Source organism: Clostridium sp. TW13, assembly GCF_024345225.1.
Lineage (GTDB): Bacteria > Bacillota > Clostridia > Clostridiales > Clostridiaceae > Inconstantimicrobium > Inconstantimicrobium mannanitabidum.
In genome coordinates, this window is the sequence record NZ_BROD01000001.1 from 481614 (window position 1) to 500025 (window position 18412).

The window sequence follows — 18412 nt, forward strand, 5'->3', positions numbered from 1 at the left end:
TTCCAGTTATAAAATTAAAATAAGCATTGTAGGGTGACAAATATGAATAGTTTAATAAAGCCTAATTTATATAGCGTGCATAAGAATATAATAGACCCTAAGCCATGGTAAAAGGCAGTAGAAGGAGAGATCCAGCTACTGTTTTTTTTAGAGAAAGGATTGACAAAAATATCTAATATTATACAATTAAATGGTAGTACATTTTTAAGATTAATATATAAATGCAAAATAAATTACTATACAAGTGGGAACTTTTTTATATTTATAAACGTTTAAATATAAAATGTGGAGGTGAGTTCAAATTAATATGAGAATAATGTTTTGTAGATACTTTAAAGCAAGAGCTAACAGATAATAATTAAAGGGCTTAAATTTGTTGTAAAAATAATATTTGAGGACAATTAGTGTTGAAAATAAAAATATAAAGAATATTTAAGGTGGGGATTAAAAATTATGAGAATAGAAGTGAATGATAAGAGTTTTGAAATAATCAAACTATTAGGAAAAGGCAAGGGAGGATATTCTTATCTTGTAACTGATGGTGATAAGGAGTATATAGTAAAGAAAATTCATCATGAACCTTGTAGCTATTATCAGTTTGGTAATAAGCTTCAGTGTGAAATTGAAGCTTATAAACGATTAAAAAGTATTGGAATTAGCTTACCAGAAATGTATGATGTGGACGTTGAAAGAGAACTTATTTTAAAAGAATATATTGATGGTAATACAATTTTTGATATGGAAAAGGATACAGTTGATGTAACAGAATATATTATTCAAGTAAATGAAATGTGCAAAAAATTATATGAAGCAAATACTAATATTGATTATTTTCCGACTAATTTTATACCGCAAAAGGGTCAATTGTACTATATAGATTATGAATGTAATGATTATATGGAAGAATGGAATTTTGAAAATTGGGGTATTAAATATTGGCAACAAACAAAAGAACTTATTGGATATATTAATAAAGAAATAGTTAGGAAATTCTTTATAGAAGGGTATGTAAATCATGATTATGATAAGGTTATGAGTATTGTGGCAGATAATTACATTGATCATAGTCCAGCTGGTGCAAAAAGCAATAAAGATGCTATAGGAATTTTGAAAATAGTAGAAAATATGTTCAAAGATCTGAAAGTAGAGATAATGGATATATTTGAAGAGGGTAATATGGTAGCATCAAGAATTAAATATTCAGGAATACATTCTGGGGAGTGTATGGGAATTGCAGCAACAGGAAAGCCAATTACTTTTGAAGCATTAGAGAATTTCAAGATTAAAGAAGGTAAAATAATTGAGTCTTGGGGATATTGGCCAGATGCAGAAATAAAAAAAATACTAGAAAGTAAATAAATTATATCTCTTAAGGTGTCTTTTCAGATATAGTTACTTCACCATTCCCGATTACTGCAATTCTGTAGTTAGGTTTTAGTGGTGGTATATTGAATGTTGTGGATTTGGGCCCTAATTTTAAAGCCTGTAATACAACTTGATTTTCATCAAAAACTGCGAAGTAAACGCTTTTGTCAGGTGATAGATTTTGAACATTATAAACATTATTAGGTGAATAATTAAAATAAGCTGGTTTATAGACTCCTTCCTTAAGAACCATATCTGCAAATGCCAGTGTATTAGGCCATAGACATGTTAGAATTATTAAAAACATAGTGAATTTTTTTATTCTGGAACCACCTTTCAGTATTATTACTTTTAATATATAAAATCAAAAGATACTTATCTTTTTTAGAAATAGAGTATAAATACAGAAAATACATTATTCAGCTGTTCTTGGAGATATATATACATCTCCATCTCCAACTATCATAATTCTGTCAGTAGGATTAAGAGGGAGCAATTTGTATTTTAAGGAGTTAGGGCCTAATTTTACGCTTTGAGTTGTAATTGTATTTTTGTTATCAAAAATTGCAATATAAACACCGTCATTAGAAGAAACATTTTGAATAGTATAAAGATTATTTGGTGAAGAATTTAAGTCAGATAGCTGATAAATTCCTTCCTTAAAGACATTACCTACCAATGCAGGTGTTACTATAATTGTATTAAAGGACAAGCATATTAAAGTTAATAAAAATGGAATAAGTTTTTTCATTATAGAACCACCTTTCAATAAAAGATAATATATAAATGCCTTTTATCCTATAAATACATCACCATCTCCAATTATCATAATTTTGTCCGTAGGATGAAGAGGGAGTAAATTGTACTTTCCAGATTTAGGACCTAATTTTATAGTTTGTAGTACAACTTGGTTTTCATCAAAAATGGCTACGAAAACACCACCTGTTGAGGAAGTGTTTTCGATATTATAAATATTGTCCTTTGAAAAATTAAAATCAGATAGTTTATAGACACCTTCTTTAAAGACATTTTGGGCAAAAGCAGGTGATGCATTAAATATATTAAATGATAAACATATTAAAAGTAAGAATACTATATTAAATTTCTTCATTATATACCCACCTTTCAATATTTATTGTGCTCGGTTAAATATAAGAATATACGATAAAACTACTTTTAAGGTCACAAACAAACCCTCTTTTTACTTGGATACCTTTTCAGATGCCTCATGTTCATACGTAATAAAGAAAAAATAGGTTATAATAATGAAATTTGTTGAAACAAGTTATGTATCTTGGACATATAATATTGTAAGTAGGAGGTGAAAAGCCATGCTTTCTTCATTTATAATATGTTTTAGGGAAGGTATCGAAATTTTCTTGGTTATTATACCTCTAGTAGTCTACTTCAATAAAAATAAAATGTACGATATGAGTAAAAGTGTCTCCTTAGGAGGTCTTTTAGGTGCTATTATTGCAACTATACTTGGTTCTATAATATTTTCACAAGTTGCTTTGTTAAATGGCCCTACAAGTGAATTGTTTGATGGAATATTAGGTGTAGTATTATCAGGATTAATATTATACAGTGTAGTTATTTTAAGAAAAAATAAATCATTTAATACTAATGCCAACCAACAATATATTGATCTAAGTAAAAAGGGAGTATTTATCATTGCAGCTATAACATTCTTTAGAGAATTTTTAGAAGCAATATTATTTATTTTAACAAGCTCAACAGGTTCTCCTTTATTAATAGTAGGTTCAGCTTTATTAGGTTTGGCATGCGCAGCTCTATGTGTTTATGTAGTTGCTAAAGGAATTTCTAATCTTAATATAAGCATAGTATTTTATATACTAAATTTATTCTTAGTTGGACTTGGTGGGTATTACTTGGGTGATGCATTAGATGTATTATTTGGTGACTATTTTTCTGGAATTTTCATAGTAGGTGTATTAGTATATACACTTCCTAGCTACTTCATAATAATAAAAAATGATTTAAAGAAATATATTAATTCTAATAAAATAAAATAAGTTATCTAATATTGAAACAGTAAATTTAGGCATAGAGCAATATAAGGAGACATTAGATGAAATAATAAAATAATGTAGTGATATGAAAAGACCATGAAGATAATCAATACAGATTAAAACTTCATGGCCTCTTTTATTGCACAAACTTACAAGTAATAAAATTAATAATATTTATTAGATTTAAATATAGTGAATATATTTGAATGTGCATAAAAGGGCAGATGAGTAAGAAAAAGAATTTAAAGAAAAAATTGAAAAATACTTTAATTGATGTATTATTATGTTAGAAAGAAGTTTTTGGAGGGGTCAAGAGTGATAGTAAATAAAGAAGAATTTAAAAGATTGAAATCTGAAGGAGGGAGTCTATTTAAAGCAATTCATACAATTGCTAACCTTGAATATGGATATTCAGAAATAAAATGTGGTACTGGTTTAAATGTATATATTATGAATAATGGAATTTTGGGTGATATTGCATTTGGAAAAAAGATATATATTGATTTTAACTCTATAAATGATGTTGAAGTTAGTAATGATAAATTAATTATTTCAGTTAATGAAGATGAAGTGGAAAATAAAGTAGTTTTTAAAATAAATAATATAAATAGTATAAATAGAATTTATAATACTATTAGACAAAACTCAAATCTTGAATACAAAGAAATAGATGTGCAACAATGTAATGTAGTTACTACAAATGCATCCAATATAGCTACTACAGATTTATCTAAAAGACAAGTAGAAAAAGAAAGGGTTAAGGAATTAAAAAAAGATCATATACCATATTGTCCCAAATGTCATAGTACTAGCTTGCACTATATTGAAAAAAGAAAAAGGTTAAGTTTGGGTAGGACATTGGTTGGAGGAGCTGTTGGATCTTTAGTTAATCCTGTAGGAACAGTAGCTGGCGCTGCAATGGGAGGCCTTACAAGTAACAAAATGAAAAAAGGTGAGGTTAAATGTCTTAATTGTGGTCATACATGGAAATTATAAAACAAAATAAAAAAGGAAAGAAATGTTACAAAATAGATATTTTAATGTGTATTAAAGATTTATTGTACTCCACAAAAATCTTAAATTTTCACACTTATTCTAACTAAATTCTAATATAGTACGTTTATATTAAGAGTTGTACAATTTTAGTTAAACATCTAGTTTTATAATGGTGGAGGTTTAAAATGAATAAATATATTAAAGAGGTTGTAAAGATTAATCATCATAGTAGAGAGATTTATGGGGTTTCCTACATGCCAGAAAATAAAGAAAAGTGCCCAACGGTTATCTACAGCCATGGATTTAATGCAACCCATAGTAATTTTGCTATGAATAGTGAATATCTAGCAGCAAATGGTGTAGGGGTATATTGTTTTGATTTCTGTGGTGGTGCTGTAAATTCTAAAAGTGATTTAAAGACTAGTGAGATGTCTATATTTACAGAGAAAGAAGATTTATGTGCTGTTATTGATACAATAAGAACTTGGGACAATGTAGATAGTGATAATATATTTCTATTTGGAGAAAGTCAAGGGGGCTTAGTAACAGCATTGATAGCAGATGAGTATGAAGAACAAATCAAAGGCGTATTATTACTATATCCTGCATTATGTATTGCAGATAATTGGAATGAAAGATTTCCTACTTTTGAAAGTATTCCTGACATAGAAGAAGTTTGGGGTGTGACTTTAGGCAGAGTATTTTTTGAATCTATTCATGGCTATAATGTATTTGAACATATTGGAAAGTTCCATAAGGATGTGTTGATTTTCCACGGAGATAATGACAGAATTGTACCAATTGAATATGGAAATAGAGCATCAAGGTTATATCCTCATGCTACGCTTGAAGTATTTCTAGGAGAAGGACATGGTTTTTCAGAGGCTGGTAATAAGAAAGTAGCAATGATGACCTATGAATTTGTAAAAGAAAGATTGTAAATAAAGAGTCAAGTGTGACTCTTTATTATAATTTCTAAGCTATTTTACTGTCATTTCAGTTTTATTTACAATGTCTGAAAGTTGTTGAGTAGGTGGATTATATGGGTTAATCCAACCTTTATTTACATTTAACTCAGTAAGTGCTGAATGACCAGTAACCACTTGAGTAAGACTAGAGGAATAAATTGCTCTTAATTCTGGTGTTGTGCTTGTCATTGTTGCATTTAGATATGCATCTGCTGCGCTTTTAGCAGATGCAAGCATATTTCCCGCTATAATTTCATCATTTATATCAGTAGTGTTTTGGACTATGTTGCTTAAAATAGTTGACATAGTATCTACCTCCTTTATAATACTGTAACGTCATTTTCGTTAATAAATTGTTGTATACCTTTAATTCTACCTTCAGCTGCCAATATACCTGACTCTGCTTGCTTTTTTAATTCATCATCTTTTATAAGTGTTTGCATTGTTTGTAAAACTGCCAAGCCATCGTTTTCAAACTTTAATAATCCTGTTAAGGAAATTACTTCACTTTCAGCAAGTTTTCTCATTTTCAAACCTCCATTCTATATTTTATTATTGATTTCTGAATTATTATCTGTAATTCAGATTAGATTATACGTACAACTTATATCTAAAAATAGGAATAGAAGTTAGAATTATAAAGTAAAATAAAATCTAATATATATTTTTATGATATGATGTCAGTGGTGATGATTTTGAAATTACAAAACAAAAGTAATTAAGTAAGCAGATTATAGATATGGAATCATGAATGTGTTCCTCAATGTAACAAAGAGTATAAATTGTTGCATTGGGGAACATTATTTTTATGCATGAGAAATGGAGGCGAGAGTTATATGAAACTCACAACTAACACAATTAAGCCAGAAGAGGCTGATTTCATTATGATTCCAATTTATTGCGAAGATGAATGCTTGCAAGATGAAAAAATTAATATAATTTATAAGTATTTTAAAGAAAGTAATAAATTTAAAGGTAACGCTGAAGAAATACGTTTAGCCATAAATACAGCTCCAAATAAAATTCAAGATATAATATTTATTGGACTTGGAAATAAAGAAAAATTAACAACAGAAATTATAAGAAGTTCTTTTGGAAAGGCAATAAAAAAAGCCATTGAATTAAAGACTAAAAAGATATGCTTAAATATGATATCTAGTGAAAAGCTATCACTTGAAGATACTATAAAATCTATGGTTGAGGGCATTAGCTTTGGCGAATATAAATTTGATAAATATAAATCTGATGCTAAAGAAAGTCTTGAGATTGAGGTAAGTATCAGCACTGATGAAAGTGAAAAATTAAGCTCAATAGATGAGTATATAGAGGAAGCCTCCATACTTGTTGAAACAACTAAAATAGCAAGAGATTTAGTTAACGAACCTGCTAATGTATTATATCCAGAAACCCTTGCAGAAAAAGTTATTGGTTTCGGAGGCAAATATGGGTTTGAAGTAGAAGTATTTGATGAGATTAAAATTAATGAACTTGGAATGGAATCTTTCTTATCAGTAGCTAAAGGCTCAGAAAATCCACCTAAGCTTATTATAATGAGGTATTTTGGAGCTGAGAGTAAGGCAGATGATATATTAGGTCTTGTAGGAAAAGGACTTACTTATGATTCAGGTGGATATTCAATAAAACCAACTAATGGCATGGATATAATGAAATCTGATATGGGGGGAGCTTCAGCAGTTATTGGGGCAATGAGTGCTATTGCAAGGGAAAAGTTAAAAATAAATGTTGTAGCAGTAATTGCTGCCTGTGAAAATCTAATATCAGGTAGAGCATTTAAGCCAGGAGATATAATTGGTTCTATGGCTGGTAAGTACATTGAAGTTCTAAACACTGATGCAGAAGGAAGACTTACTCTTATAGATGCAGTACATTATATAATTGAAAAGGAAAAGGTTAATAAGGTTATAGATGTAGCTACATTAACAGGTGCTGCTTTAGTTGCACTTGGGGTTACCACTACAGCTGTAATATCTAATAATGATGAGTTTTATAGAGAGTTAGAAAGTGCATCCTTTAAAGCTGATGAAAAAGTTTGGAGATTACCTACTTTTGATGAGTACAAGAAACTTATAAAATCTGATATAGCTGATTTGAAAAATATTGGAGGAAGAAACGCTGGGACTATTACTGCAGGATTGTTTATAGGCGAATTTGTACAAAATAAACCTTGGCTACACTTAGATATTGCAGGGACAGCATGGTGTGAAAAAGAAGAGGGCTATTACTCTAAAGGTGGTACAGGAGTTGGAGTAAGGACTCTGTATTATTTAGCAAAAAATAATGGTTAGCTAAACCTAAAATATACTTTAACACGTTATATCTAAAATAATATCTTATTTATAAATATATAACAGAAAGGATGATACTCATGGCATTTAAGATTAGTGATACAATTACTTGGGTTGGAAAAATAGATTGGGAACTAAGAACTTTTCATGGGGAGGAATACTCTACGCATAAAGGTTCTTCATATAATTCGTACTTAATTAAAGATGAAAAGACAGTATTAATTGACACTGTGTGGCAACCATTTTCTAAAGAGTTTATAACTAATCTAAAAAAGAAAGTTAATTTAAATGAAATTGATTATATAATTATGAATCACTCTGAAAGTGATCATAGTGGTGCACTTTCAGATTTAATGAAAGAAATACCGGACACTCCAATTTATTGTACAAAAAGTGGTGCTAAAATAATAAAGGGACATTATCATAAGGATTGGAACTTTGTAGAGGTAAAGACTGGGGATACATTAGATATAGGCAAAAATAAACTAACATTTGTGGAAGCCAAGATGCTTCATTGGCCAGATACTATGTTTACATATTTATCTGGTGAAAATATTCTATTCAGTAATGATGCCTTTGCACAGCATTATGCTTCAGAATCCATTTATAATGACAAAGTTGATCAGGCAGAATTATTTCAGGAGGCAATAAAATATTATGCAAATATTTTAACTCCATTTAGCAAATTTGTTGTTAAGAAAATAGAAGAAGTATTAAGTTTTAATTTACCAGTTAAAATGATTTGTCCTAGTCACGGTATTATATGGAGAGACAACCCATTACAAATAGTGAATAAATATATGGAGTGGGCAAAGGATTATAATGAAAATCAGATCACAATAATTTATGATACAATGTGGAATGATACAAGAAGGATGGCAGAAGCCATAGCAGAAGGGATAAAAAGTTCAAATAAGGATATTATAATAAAGCTTTTTAATTCATCTAAAAATGACAAAAATGATATTATTACTGAAGTGTTTAAATCAAAGATGGTGCTCGTTGGTTCATCAACAATAAATAATGGAATATTATCTTCAACAGCTGCAATATTGGAGATGATTAAAGGTCTTGATTTCAAGAAAAAGAAAGGTGCAGCTTTTGGAAGTTATGGTTGGAGCGGTGAATCAGTAAAGATTATTAGTGAAGAACTAAATAAGGCTGGCTTTGAGGTAGTAAATGAAGGAATAAAAGAATTATGGAATCCAGACGAAGATGGATTAAACAGATGTAGAGAGTTTGGAAGAAATATTTTAGAAAAAATTTAGCTATATTTTTAGGAGGCGTATTATGGAAAAGTATGTTTGCACAGTATGTGGTTATATTTATGATCCAGCAGTAGGTGACAGTGATAATGGGGTTGCTCCTGGAACAAAATTTGAGGATATTCCTGATGATTGGGTTTGCCCATTATGTGGAGTACCAAAATCAGATTTTGAAAAAGAAAAATAGTAAATTAGTATGAAGTTATAAATTAGATTATAAACAGAACAAGTAATCAAATGTTTATATTATAGCTATAATTTTATTTGTAATAGTAACTTTTAATGTATAAAAACAAATGCTTAAAAAATTGGCTATGTTTCAAAATAGTGTTGAAACATAGCCAATTTTTAAATGAGGTTATTATAAACATCCTTTGTGTAATAAGTTATAGTTATTCTACACTCTAATTATAATATCAATTTCAAGATAATGTATATAATTATGCGAATATTAGTTCTCTTTCATTTAAGTTTACTATCTCTATATAAGCATGGACTACATTGCATTGAACATTGTTAAGTGTAAATAAATCAACTTTAAAAGCAATAATAATATTCTTTAAATAGAACCATATAAAGCTTTATATGGGAAGATAATTGTGGGAGAAAGTTCTTCAAAGAGATAGAAGTAAGGATAGATAATCTATAGCAAAGGATAAAAATAAAAGATACACACGAGATATTTATTTCTATATATATAGAAATAAATTGACTGAAAGTAATTTTACTAATATAATATTATTATACAAATAAATGACAAATGTTAAATTATACTAAAGGGGTGAAAGGTATTGATAGATGAATATCTAAATGAACTTATAAAATTAATAAATAAATTTAAAGAACAAGCTATTATATTATAGGATTGAGGCAAGGAACGAAGCAGTTTTAGAAATCATAAAGGCTAATGTTTGTGATATATTTTATAAAAAGATGTTTAATAAGTTAGAAGTGAAAAAGTACTATATATGTAAGGTTATTCAAGCTAAAATACACTATTATAGTAGTGCAATAAATATGGGGGCGTATAGAAATGGGGAAAATATTAATATTTATTTATGAAGGAATGGCAGATTTTGAAATAACATTTGTAACTAATCTTTTAGGAGTAAACTTAGGTAAAGAAATAATTACTATTGGATATGAGAATGAATTGATAAAGAGTAAATCTGGAATTGAGTATAAACCTTCGAAACTTGTTAAAGATGTTTTAGAATATGATATAGAAGGGCTGATAATTCCAGGTGGAAATAATGTAGAAGTAAGGGCAGAAATTATTAATTTGATACAAGATATTAATGCAAAAGGAAAAGTGTTAGGGGCTATTTGTGCAGGTCCAAGATTTTTAGCAAAAGCAGGAGTTTTAGATAATACAAAATATACTACTTCGCTTGTTAAATGGACAGAAGATATCGCAAAACATTTTAATGAAAGTGATCCTTTCCCAAGGCATAATTTTATTTTAGATAGAGTTGTAAGAGATGGTAATATAATAACATCACAAGGACATGCCTTTATTGATTTTGCAATTGAAATATGTGATTGGTTTGGATACTTTGAGGATGAGGATGATAAGAATGGCTTCACAAAAGTTATTAAAGGAATTTAATTTCCTAAAGAACTTTTTGAGTGAGATGTGATTGGATGAATTTATTTAAATATAAGGAAATAAGCTCAAGAGCGGCATTTTTACTATAAATATTTATATATTTTTATATGTATATAGTTAAAAATATAAAAGTTTAACTATATACATATTTTTATATAAAAATATTGGCACGGGTACAAAAGTTAGTGTAAGCCATCAGTTTTTACAGATAATCATGATTATGTGAATTATGTGGGCCTGTTATGTCACAGGATAAATTATTATATTTTGATTCTAGATGTAACTCTTTGTACTTTATATGTAAAAGTTTGTATTTCTCTTCATTAGTAATTGTAAAGAGATCTGAATAGGCTATTGATAAATCAAAAAGTTTATTTTTCTCTTTTAAATAACCTAAACATTTGTTGTAGTAGGACATAGAAGCTGTATAATTTTTATTTATGAAATTTACTCTTGCTAATATGAAGTTATAGTCTGACTTTGAAGAGGGTCCTAAGTTAGAGTAATTTATAAATTTCTTTTTATCTAGTATCGCATTTATATTATCAATATTATATAAATAAGTTAGTTCAAGTACCAATAATCTATCTCTAAGTTTATGATAACAGTGATATTCCAATGCTTCTTTTAATGTCTGTCTACATTTATTCATATCATTTTTATATAGATAGTAGTTAAATAAATTTACATGGCATTCACCAGCATCAATTTTAGCTCCTATGAAATTGTAGAAAAAAATAGCATTGTATATATTATAGATAGCCTTATCATACGCTTTTACAGCAAAATAGCATGTTGAGATATTAAAATATATATGAGCCATAAGTGATGGAAAGATATAATCTAAATCTTTGTTAATTAGTGTCTCAAAATGGGAAAGTGCATTTTCATACTTCTTATTATAAAGGTAATAAATCCCTATATTATTATTTATAATAAAGTATATTTGGCATTGATAATGATTATATAAATCAAGATAAGATAATGCTTTGTTAAGAAATTCTATATTTGTGGAATCACTGAAATTATTAACTTTAATTTTTCTTAGGCTGTTTAGTGATATGCATAAGTATTCTACATTACATACTTTTTCTGATTCAGGAAGCAGATTGTATAATTTTTCGCATTTGCATAAAAGCAATTCAGCATCTCTCTTCAAATCAAGCTTATAATAACTCATAGCAATATAGTAAGTAGTAATAAAATTTACAGGTTTGAATTTATCTATAATATCTAAAAAGTTATTATTTTTATATAGTTCTTCAATATAAGTATTTTTCTGTATAAATGAATCAGAGGTTATTGGAATGTTATCATCTAACAAATAGTCTATACTTAAGTTTAGTTTTTGTGCTAGATATTTCAATTGAGGTATAGATGGAATTAAAATATTATTTTCTATTTTGCTTAATGAACTTCTATTAATAAGTTCACAAGTCAAATCTTCTTGAGTGAGTTTTAATTTTTTTCTGGAAAACTTAAGTTTATTTCCTAATGTATTCATACAAAATCCTTTCATAGAATGTTCAATATAAGAACAAAAATATTAAAAAAAATGAAATATAAAGAAAAATATAGATATTAAATGATTTGAAGATAATATTTATTATATCAAATAATACATAAATGTACAACATTTTACATTATGTGATTATTATGTAATAATAATCAATATAATAACAACTTTAAGAGTTTGTTGAAGAAATGATAATTATTAAGGTCAATAAATTTAGAAGGAATAATTTTTGGAGAATTTGAGTGCTTAATATATAAAGGTAAGGAGTATTGAGATGAAAATTAAAAAAAAGTGTGTTGCTATTTTTCAATTGTTAAGTGTTATTAGAGTTAGTTTACTGGATTTTTCGAATTGCAAGTTGTTAGATGATAGAATACCTGTAGATATATGATGTAATATTAGTAACATGATTAGTGAATTTATGGTGTTGAGAGGCTTTTGTGGAAATATATGTATTGAAAATTTCTGATATTGTGGAATATAAATTTAATAAGTTATGTAGTAAGATTGATAAAAGCAAAAAATTAAAAATCTATAAGTATATTAATGAAAAAGATAGAATTAGAGCATTAATTGGTGAGGTATTAATACGAAACATAATAAATAAAAAATTAAATTTAGATAATGGTTGTATTGAGTTTGAACATAATAAATATGGAAAGCCACATTTAAAAGGGCATCCATATTTTAATTTTAATATATCGCATTCTGAGGAATACATAGTTTGTGCTATTGATGATAAGCCAATAGGAATTGATATTGAGGCAATAAAGCCTGTTGAATATGAAAATATAGCTAAAAGTTTTTTTTCAACAAGTGAATATAATTATATACATACAGCGCATGGTTGTATTCAATTAAGTAGATTTTATGAAGTTTGGACATTGAAAGAAAGCTATATAAAGTGTTGCGGTGAGGGACTATCAATACCATTAAATTCATTTTGCATTAGTATTAGGGAAAATATTAGCGTAAATAGTGGTAATGATAGATGTATATATACCTTTAGGAGATTTAATATAGAGTCAGGATATAAAATGGCAGTATGTTCATTAAATGAAGAAATTACTAATGACATAATAATTATAGATCAAAACAGGCTAATCAATGAGTATTTGTCAGTAATGTAGGATAAGGGGAGTTATACAAGTGATATTATTTTGTTTACCTTATGCAGGTGGATCAGAAGCTATATATTTTGAATGGAAAAAATATTTAGACCCATCAATAAAATTACATCCGATAGAGTTAAAAGGAAGAGGAAAAAGGTTTAATGAACCTTTTTATGAAAATATTCAAGAAGCTGTAGAAGATATCTTTAATAATATTAAAGATAAAATAGAGTATGATGAATATGCTATTTATGGCCATAGTATGGGAAGTCTGTTAGCATATGAACTTTACTATAAAATTGATGCAATGCAAGTTAAGAAACCAAAACATATATTTTTTTCTGGTTATAAAGCTCCTAATATTTTAAGGAAGAAAGAAAATATCTATACATTACCAAACTATGATTTTATGAATAAAGTCATAGAGTTTGGGGGAACACCTGAAGATGTTATTAATAATAAAGAACTATTAGATTTGTTTATTCCAATATTAAAAAATGATTTTAAGATATTAGAGACGTATGAATATATAGAAAAAGAAAAAAAAATTCAATGTGATATATCTATACTGAATGGAAAGCAAGATTCTATTACTTTGAAAGATATTCTTGCTTGGAATAAGCATGGTGGTGCAAAGTGTAGAATATATGAGTTTGATGGAAATCATTTTTTCATTAATAGTAACGTTAAAGATATAGTGGATATTATAAATACAATACTAATTAACTAAAAAGCATGTTAAATGGGGAATTAATATGAATAATAATGAAAAGAAATATTATAATTTAACACATCCGCAAAAAAGAATATGGTACATAGATAAGATAAACACAAATTCACCATTACATAATATTGGTGGATGTTTAAGTATACATGAAGCTATAGATGTTGAAGTAATGGAGCAAACCATTAATCTTATAATAAAAAATAATGAAGGATTAAGAATAAGGGTTTCAGAAAAAGAAGATGAACCATTCCAATATATTAAAGACTTTCAAAATGAAAATATAGATTTTCTGGATTTTAGTAATTATGAAAACCCTCAAAGGGAACATAAGATATGGTCCAATGAGTTATTTAAAAAATGTTTTAATTTAGAAGATGGTAGACTATATTATTTCGCAATATACAAGATAAGTGAAAAAGAGTACGGTATCCTACTTAATATCCATCATATTATATCTGATGGATGGTCGATTACTCTTATACAAAGACAAATTTGCGATATATATAAGAAGTTGATGAATAATGAAGATGTAAATATGGCCAATTATTCATATCTAGACTTTATTAAGGATGAAGAAGAATATCTAAAATCTAAAAGGTTTGTGGAAAATAAAGATTTTTGGAAGCATAGACTGTCAGATTTACCTGAAGAATTTTTATACAAAACATCTAACAGCTTAGAAGGTAAAAGGCAATGCTTAAATATTAATGAAGATTTATCAAATAAAATAAAGAAGTTTACAGGTGATAAAAAGTGCTCATTAAATACTTTTTTTATATCTATCTTGCTTATTTACATAAATAAGGTTACACATAAAAATGATTTGGTGATAGGGACACCAGTATTTAATAGAACCAATAAAGAACAAAAGAATATGATAGGTATGTTTACAAGTACAGTACCTGTTAGGTTTAAATTGAATACTGAGCTGAAAATAGAAGATTTAATAAAATTGGTTAACAGAGAATTAAAATTATGTTTTTTAAATCAAAAATACCCATATGATCTTTTAATAAAGGATTTGGATTTAAGCAAAGACGGTTATGACAGCTTATTTAAAATGTGTGTAAATTATTATAACTCAAAATATGATAATCACATTGATGATATAGATGTAGAAGTTGAGGAGTATTATTGTGGAAATCAAAGTTACTCATTGCAAATAACAGTTAAAGAGTGGGAAGAGAGTAATATAACATTAAATTTTGACTACAAAACATTAGAATACTCAGACAATCAAATAAAAACAATGTATGAAGCTATGATAAATATAATCAATCAGATATTATCATATGAGAATATTGTGATTAATGATTTAAAACTCATAAATGAAGAAGAATTTAATTATAAGGTATATGGTTTAAATTCTACAAATAGTTATTATCCAAATAAAACTGTGTGTGAGCTATTTGAAGAGCAAGTGACTAAAGCACCGAATAAGGTTGCATTAGAGTTTAAAGATAAAACATTAACATATAAAGAACTTAATGAAAGATCGAATCAATTAGCAAATTATTTAAGAGAAAAAGGCATAGGTAATAGGTCAATTGTAGCAATTATGGAAACTCATTCAATAGATCTTGTGATAAGTATTTTGGCAAGTTTAAAAGCAGGAGCAGCATATTTACCTATTGATCCTAGTTATCCTGTAGAAAGAATAAATTATATGCTTGAAGATTCAAAGAGTAATCTGCTACTAATTAACTTTAAAATAGCAGATGAAATTAAATTTAAAGGAAACATAATTAATATAAATAATGAGGATTTGCAAGGACATGGAAAAACTAATTTGCAAAAGTATAACACTTTTAGTGATTTAGTTTATATTATTTATACTTCAGGTTCAACTGGAAAGCCAAAGGGAGTAATGATTGAACATCGAGGTCTTACAAACTATGTATGGTGGGCTAAGAAAATGTACTTGAAAGATGAAGAGGAAGCTATGCCATTATACTCTTCAATTTCCTTTGATTTAACAGTAACTTCTATATTTACACCATTAATTTCAGGTAGCAAGATTATTATTTATGATAATGATGAAAAAGAATTTGTTCTATATAAAATATTAAGAGAAAATAAAGTGACAGTGGTAAAGCTTACCCCAGCACATTTAACTTTATTAAAGGATATAAACAATAGTTTATCCAATATAAAGAGATTTATTGTAGGTGGAGAAGATTTAAAGGTAAATTTAGCAAAAGAAGTATGTAATAGTTTTGGTAAAAATATAGAGATATTTAATGAATATGGGCCAACAGAAACTGTAGTTGGATGTATGATATGCAAATATGATGAAGAAAAAAATAGAGGATTATCAGTACCAATCGGGCACCCTGGGGATAATGTGCAAATATATATATTAGATAATGAATTAAATCCAGTTTCAACCTTGAGTGTTGGAGAGGTATATATTTCTGGTGATGGCGTTGCTAGAGGGTATTTAAATAGAGAAGAGTTGACCCATGAAAGATTTATTGAAAATCCATTCAGCAAAGGAAAAAGGATGTATAGAACAGGTGATACAGCAAGATATTTAGAGAATGGAGTTATTGAGTATGTAGGAAGAATTGATAACCAAGTAAAAATAAGAGGTCATAGAATTGAACTTGGCGAGATAGAGAGATACTTAATAGAGAATGACTGTGTTAAAGATGCAGTTGTTGTTTCTAAAGAAGATTTATCAGGAAATAGGTTTCTAAATGCTTATTTAGTTATTATAAAAGAAATCACATATTTACAGTTAAAAGAATGGCTTTTAAAATTCTTACCTAAATATATGATACCAACTAATTTTGTATTTATAGAGAAACTTCCATTAACTATAAATGGAAAGATAAATTATGCATTGCTGCCAGAGCCGGAAATAATTGAGAGAGAGTTTGTAAAATATGAAACCTTAGCTGAAAAAGAGTTAGTAAGAGTTATGGAAGAAATATTAGGTGTAGAAAATATAAGTATGAATGATAATTACTATCAGCTTGGTGGAGATTCTATAAAAGCTATTCAAATTTCATCTAAACTTAAAAATGTTGGATTGAATATTAAAGTGAAAGATATATTAGCTTATGATTCTATAGAGGAGATAGCAGGTACTATAGAAGAAAGCCAAGTTATTAGATCAATAAGTCAAGATAAAAGTGAAGGAACTGTTGAAAAAATACCTATAATAGAATGGTTTTTTAATCAAAAGTTCTCTAACGAAAACTTTTATAATCAGCATGTTCTATTAGAGTATAAAGGAAAGCTAGATAGAAATAAGGTTATAATTGCTGTAAATAAATTGATTGAGCATCATGATGCTTTAAGAATTAATTATGATAGAAGAAGTGATAAGCTATATTACAGCAATAAAAAGTTTAATGAAATACATGTTTTTAAATATTATGATTTATCTCAATATTGCTACGATGAGCAATGCAAGAATATGCAAAAATTAATAGAAGAAGCCAATTCTAGTATTAATATAGAAAATAGTAGTTTATTCAATGTAGTAATGGTTGATTTAGAGAAAGACAGCCAAGCTTTGCTATTTACAGCTCACCATTTAATAGTAGATGGTGTTTCATGGAGAGTAATATTAGATGATTTCATAACAATCTTAAAACAATTGGATGAAGATAGAGAGATAAGGTTACCTTTAAAAACACATTCATATAAAGAGTGGTCAGAAGCTTTACAAACTTATATTAGAAATGATTTTAGTGAAGAGGTTGAGTATTGGAAATCAATATTAGATAAAGAGTTTGGTTATATTGTAGATTTCAATAATGAAAAGGATAATGTTGAAACATCTAATATTTTAAGTCATGAAATAGATGAAGAAACATTGGATAATTTAATAGAAAAAACCAATGAAATATATAATATAGACCTTAATGAAGTTTTAATAATTGGATTAGTTATTACACTAAATAAGTTAACTAATAAGGATGAGATAGTAGTTGAAAATGAAAGACATGGTAGAGAGGATATAAACGCCTATATTGATGTGTCTAGAACAGTTGGATGGTTTACAAGTATATATCCTGCATACTTTAGTATACAACATGAGGATGTAGATAATAATATTAAATCTTTAAAAGAGCAACTTAGAAATATACCTAATAAAGGATTCAATTATAGTATTCTTAAATTCTTAAAAAAGGAACTTAAAGAACAAGCAAGTAAGTATGTAAGATTTAATTATCTTGGGGACTTTGATAATATAATAGATAAAGAAAAATTTGGCATATCAGACGTTAAATTTGGACTAAGTAGTGATAATAGAAATTCATTGACGGCGCTTATAGATATTGTTGCAATAATAGTTAATAAAAAATTAAAAATAACTGTTGAATATAGTAAAAATAGATTTAAGGATGAAACTATAGAAAAATTCATTGAAAGCTATGTAGAAACATTAAATTTAATCTTAGATAAATGTTCAAATAAGACTGTAAAGGAATTTACTCCGTCAGATTTTGATGCTGCTGATATATCACAAGAGGATTTAGATGCTCTTTTTGAGTAAAAATA

General features: G+C 27.5%; 17 protein-coding genes. 11 read left to right on the forward strand and 6 right to left on the reverse strand.

The window, feature by feature from the left end; genetic code table 11:
* Positions 1–453 precede the first annotated feature (453 nt).
* A complete protein-coding gene (locus tag OCU47_RS21765) occupies positions 454–1359 on the forward strand; it encodes an ester cyclase (protein ID WP_309297421.1) in 906 nt (301 codons plus the stop codon).
* Between the two features lie 10 nt (positions 1360–1369).
* On the opposite strand, the gene OCU47_RS02385 is transcribed toward OCU47_RS21765, so the two are convergent.
* The 3 genes from OCU47_RS02385 to OCU47_RS02395 form a co-directional block, all read right to left on the reverse strand.
* Positions 1370–1618 carry a hypothetical protein gene (locus tag OCU47_RS02385; RefSeq protein WP_261826994.1) on the reverse strand — a complete coding sequence of 83 codons (249 nt, stop codon included), beginning with the start codon at positions 1616–1618 and terminating at the stop codon, positions 1370–1372.
* A 162-nt stretch (positions 1619–1780) separates the two neighbouring features.
* Entirely contained in the window at positions 1781–2116 is a 336-nt protein-coding gene (locus OCU47_RS02390) for a hypothetical protein (RefSeq protein WP_261826995.1), read from the reverse strand.
* Between the two features lie 42 nt (positions 2117–2158).
* Positions 2159–2476 (reverse strand): hypothetical protein, encoded by a 318-nt coding sequence (locus tag OCU47_RS02395; protein WP_261826996.1) that lies wholly within the window; start codon positions 2474–2476, stop codon positions 2159–2161.
* A 220-nt stretch (positions 2477–2696) separates the two neighbouring features.
* Here OCU47_RS02395 and OCU47_RS02400 point away from each other — a divergent pair, with 220 nt between their 5' ends.
* The 3 genes from OCU47_RS02400 to OCU47_RS02410 all read left to right on the forward strand — a co-directional run bounded on the left by OCU47_RS02400 (position 2697) and on the right by OCU47_RS02410 (position 5335).
* Positions 2697–3401: an FTR1 family protein gene (locus OCU47_RS02400; protein WP_261826997.1), complete on the forward strand. Its 705-nt coding sequence runs from the start codon at positions 2697–2699 to the stop codon at positions 3399–3401.
* Positions 3402–3713: 312 nt separating this feature from the next.
* Complete coding sequence (locus tag OCU47_RS02405; protein WP_261826998.1) at positions 3714–4394, forward strand: ribonuclease P Rpr2/Rpp21/SNM1 subunit family protein; 681 nt, start codon at positions 3714–3716, stop codon at positions 4392–4394.
* Positions 4395–4579: 185 nt separating this feature from the next.
* The gene (locus tag OCU47_RS02410; protein ID WP_261826999.1) at positions 4580–5335 is read left to right on the forward strand and encodes an alpha/beta hydrolase family protein; all 756 of its coding nucleotides are present in this window, start codon (positions 4580–4582) and stop codon (positions 5333–5335) included.
* 39 nt (positions 5336–5374) lie between these two features.
* On the opposite strand, the gene OCU47_RS02415 is transcribed toward OCU47_RS02410, so the two are convergent.
* Entirely contained in the window at positions 5375–5668 is a 294-nt protein-coding gene (locus OCU47_RS02415; protein ID WP_261827000.1) for a spore coat protein, read from the reverse strand.
* Between the two features lie 14 nt (positions 5669–5682).
* Positions 5683–5889, reverse strand: a complete 207-nt coding sequence (locus OCU47_RS02420) for a DUF3231 family protein (protein WP_261827001.1) — start codon at positions 5887–5889, stop codon at positions 5683–5685.
* Between the two features lie 309 nt (positions 5890–6198).
* Between OCU47_RS02420 and OCU47_RS02425 the strand changes: the two genes are divergently transcribed.
* The 4 genes from OCU47_RS02425 to OCU47_RS02440 all read left to right on the forward strand — a co-directional run bounded on the left by OCU47_RS02425 (position 6199) and on the right by OCU47_RS02440 (position 10542).
* Positions 6199–7668, forward strand: coding sequence for a leucyl aminopeptidase (locus tag OCU47_RS02425; RefSeq protein WP_261827002.1), 1470 nt, complete (start codon positions 6199–6201; stop codon positions 7666–7668).
* Between the two features lie 80 nt (positions 7669–7748).
* Complete coding sequence (locus OCU47_RS02430; RefSeq protein WP_261827003.1) at positions 7749–8936, forward strand: anaerobic nitric oxide reductase flavorubredoxin; 1188 nt, start codon at positions 7749–7751, stop codon at positions 8934–8936.
* 22 nt (positions 8937–8958) lie between these two features.
* Positions 8959–9120, forward strand: coding sequence for a rubredoxin (gene rd, locus OCU47_RS02435; protein WP_261827004.1), 162 nt, complete (start codon positions 8959–8961; stop codon positions 9118–9120).
* 846 nt (positions 9121–9966) lie between these two features.
* Positions 9967–10542: a DJ-1/PfpI family protein gene (locus OCU47_RS02440; RefSeq protein WP_261827005.1), complete on the forward strand. Its 576-nt coding sequence runs from the start codon at positions 9967–9969 to the stop codon at positions 10540–10542.
* 202 nt (positions 10543–10744) lie between these two features.
* On the opposite strand, the gene OCU47_RS02445 is transcribed toward OCU47_RS02440, so the two are convergent.
* On the reverse strand, positions 10745–12046 hold the full coding sequence (locus OCU47_RS02445) for a helix-turn-helix transcriptional regulator (protein ID WP_261827006.1): 1302 nt from the start codon (positions 12044–12046) through the stop codon (positions 10745–10747).
* Between the two features lie 452 nt (positions 12047–12498).
* On the opposite strand from OCU47_RS02445, the gene OCU47_RS02450 reads away from it, so the two are divergent.
* From OCU47_RS02450 to OCU47_RS02460, 3 genes are read left to right on the forward strand one after another with little or no spacing between them, the layout of a single operon-like run.
* The gene (locus OCU47_RS02450) at positions 12499–13188 is read left to right on the forward strand and encodes a 4'-phosphopantetheinyl transferase family protein (protein WP_261827007.1); all 690 of its coding nucleotides are present in this window, start codon (positions 12499–12501) and stop codon (positions 13186–13188) included.
* Positions 13189–13207: 19 nt separating this feature from the next.
* Entirely contained in the window at positions 13208–13900 is a 693-nt protein-coding gene (locus OCU47_RS02455) for a thioesterase II family protein (RefSeq protein WP_261827008.1), read from the forward strand.
* Between the two features lie 25 nt (positions 13901–13925).
* Positions 13926–18407 (forward strand): amino acid adenylation domain-containing protein, encoded by a 4482-nt coding sequence (locus tag OCU47_RS02460; RefSeq protein WP_261827009.1) that lies wholly within the window; start codon positions 13926–13928, stop codon positions 18405–18407.
* The last annotated feature ends 5 nt before the right edge of the window (positions 18408–18412 follow it).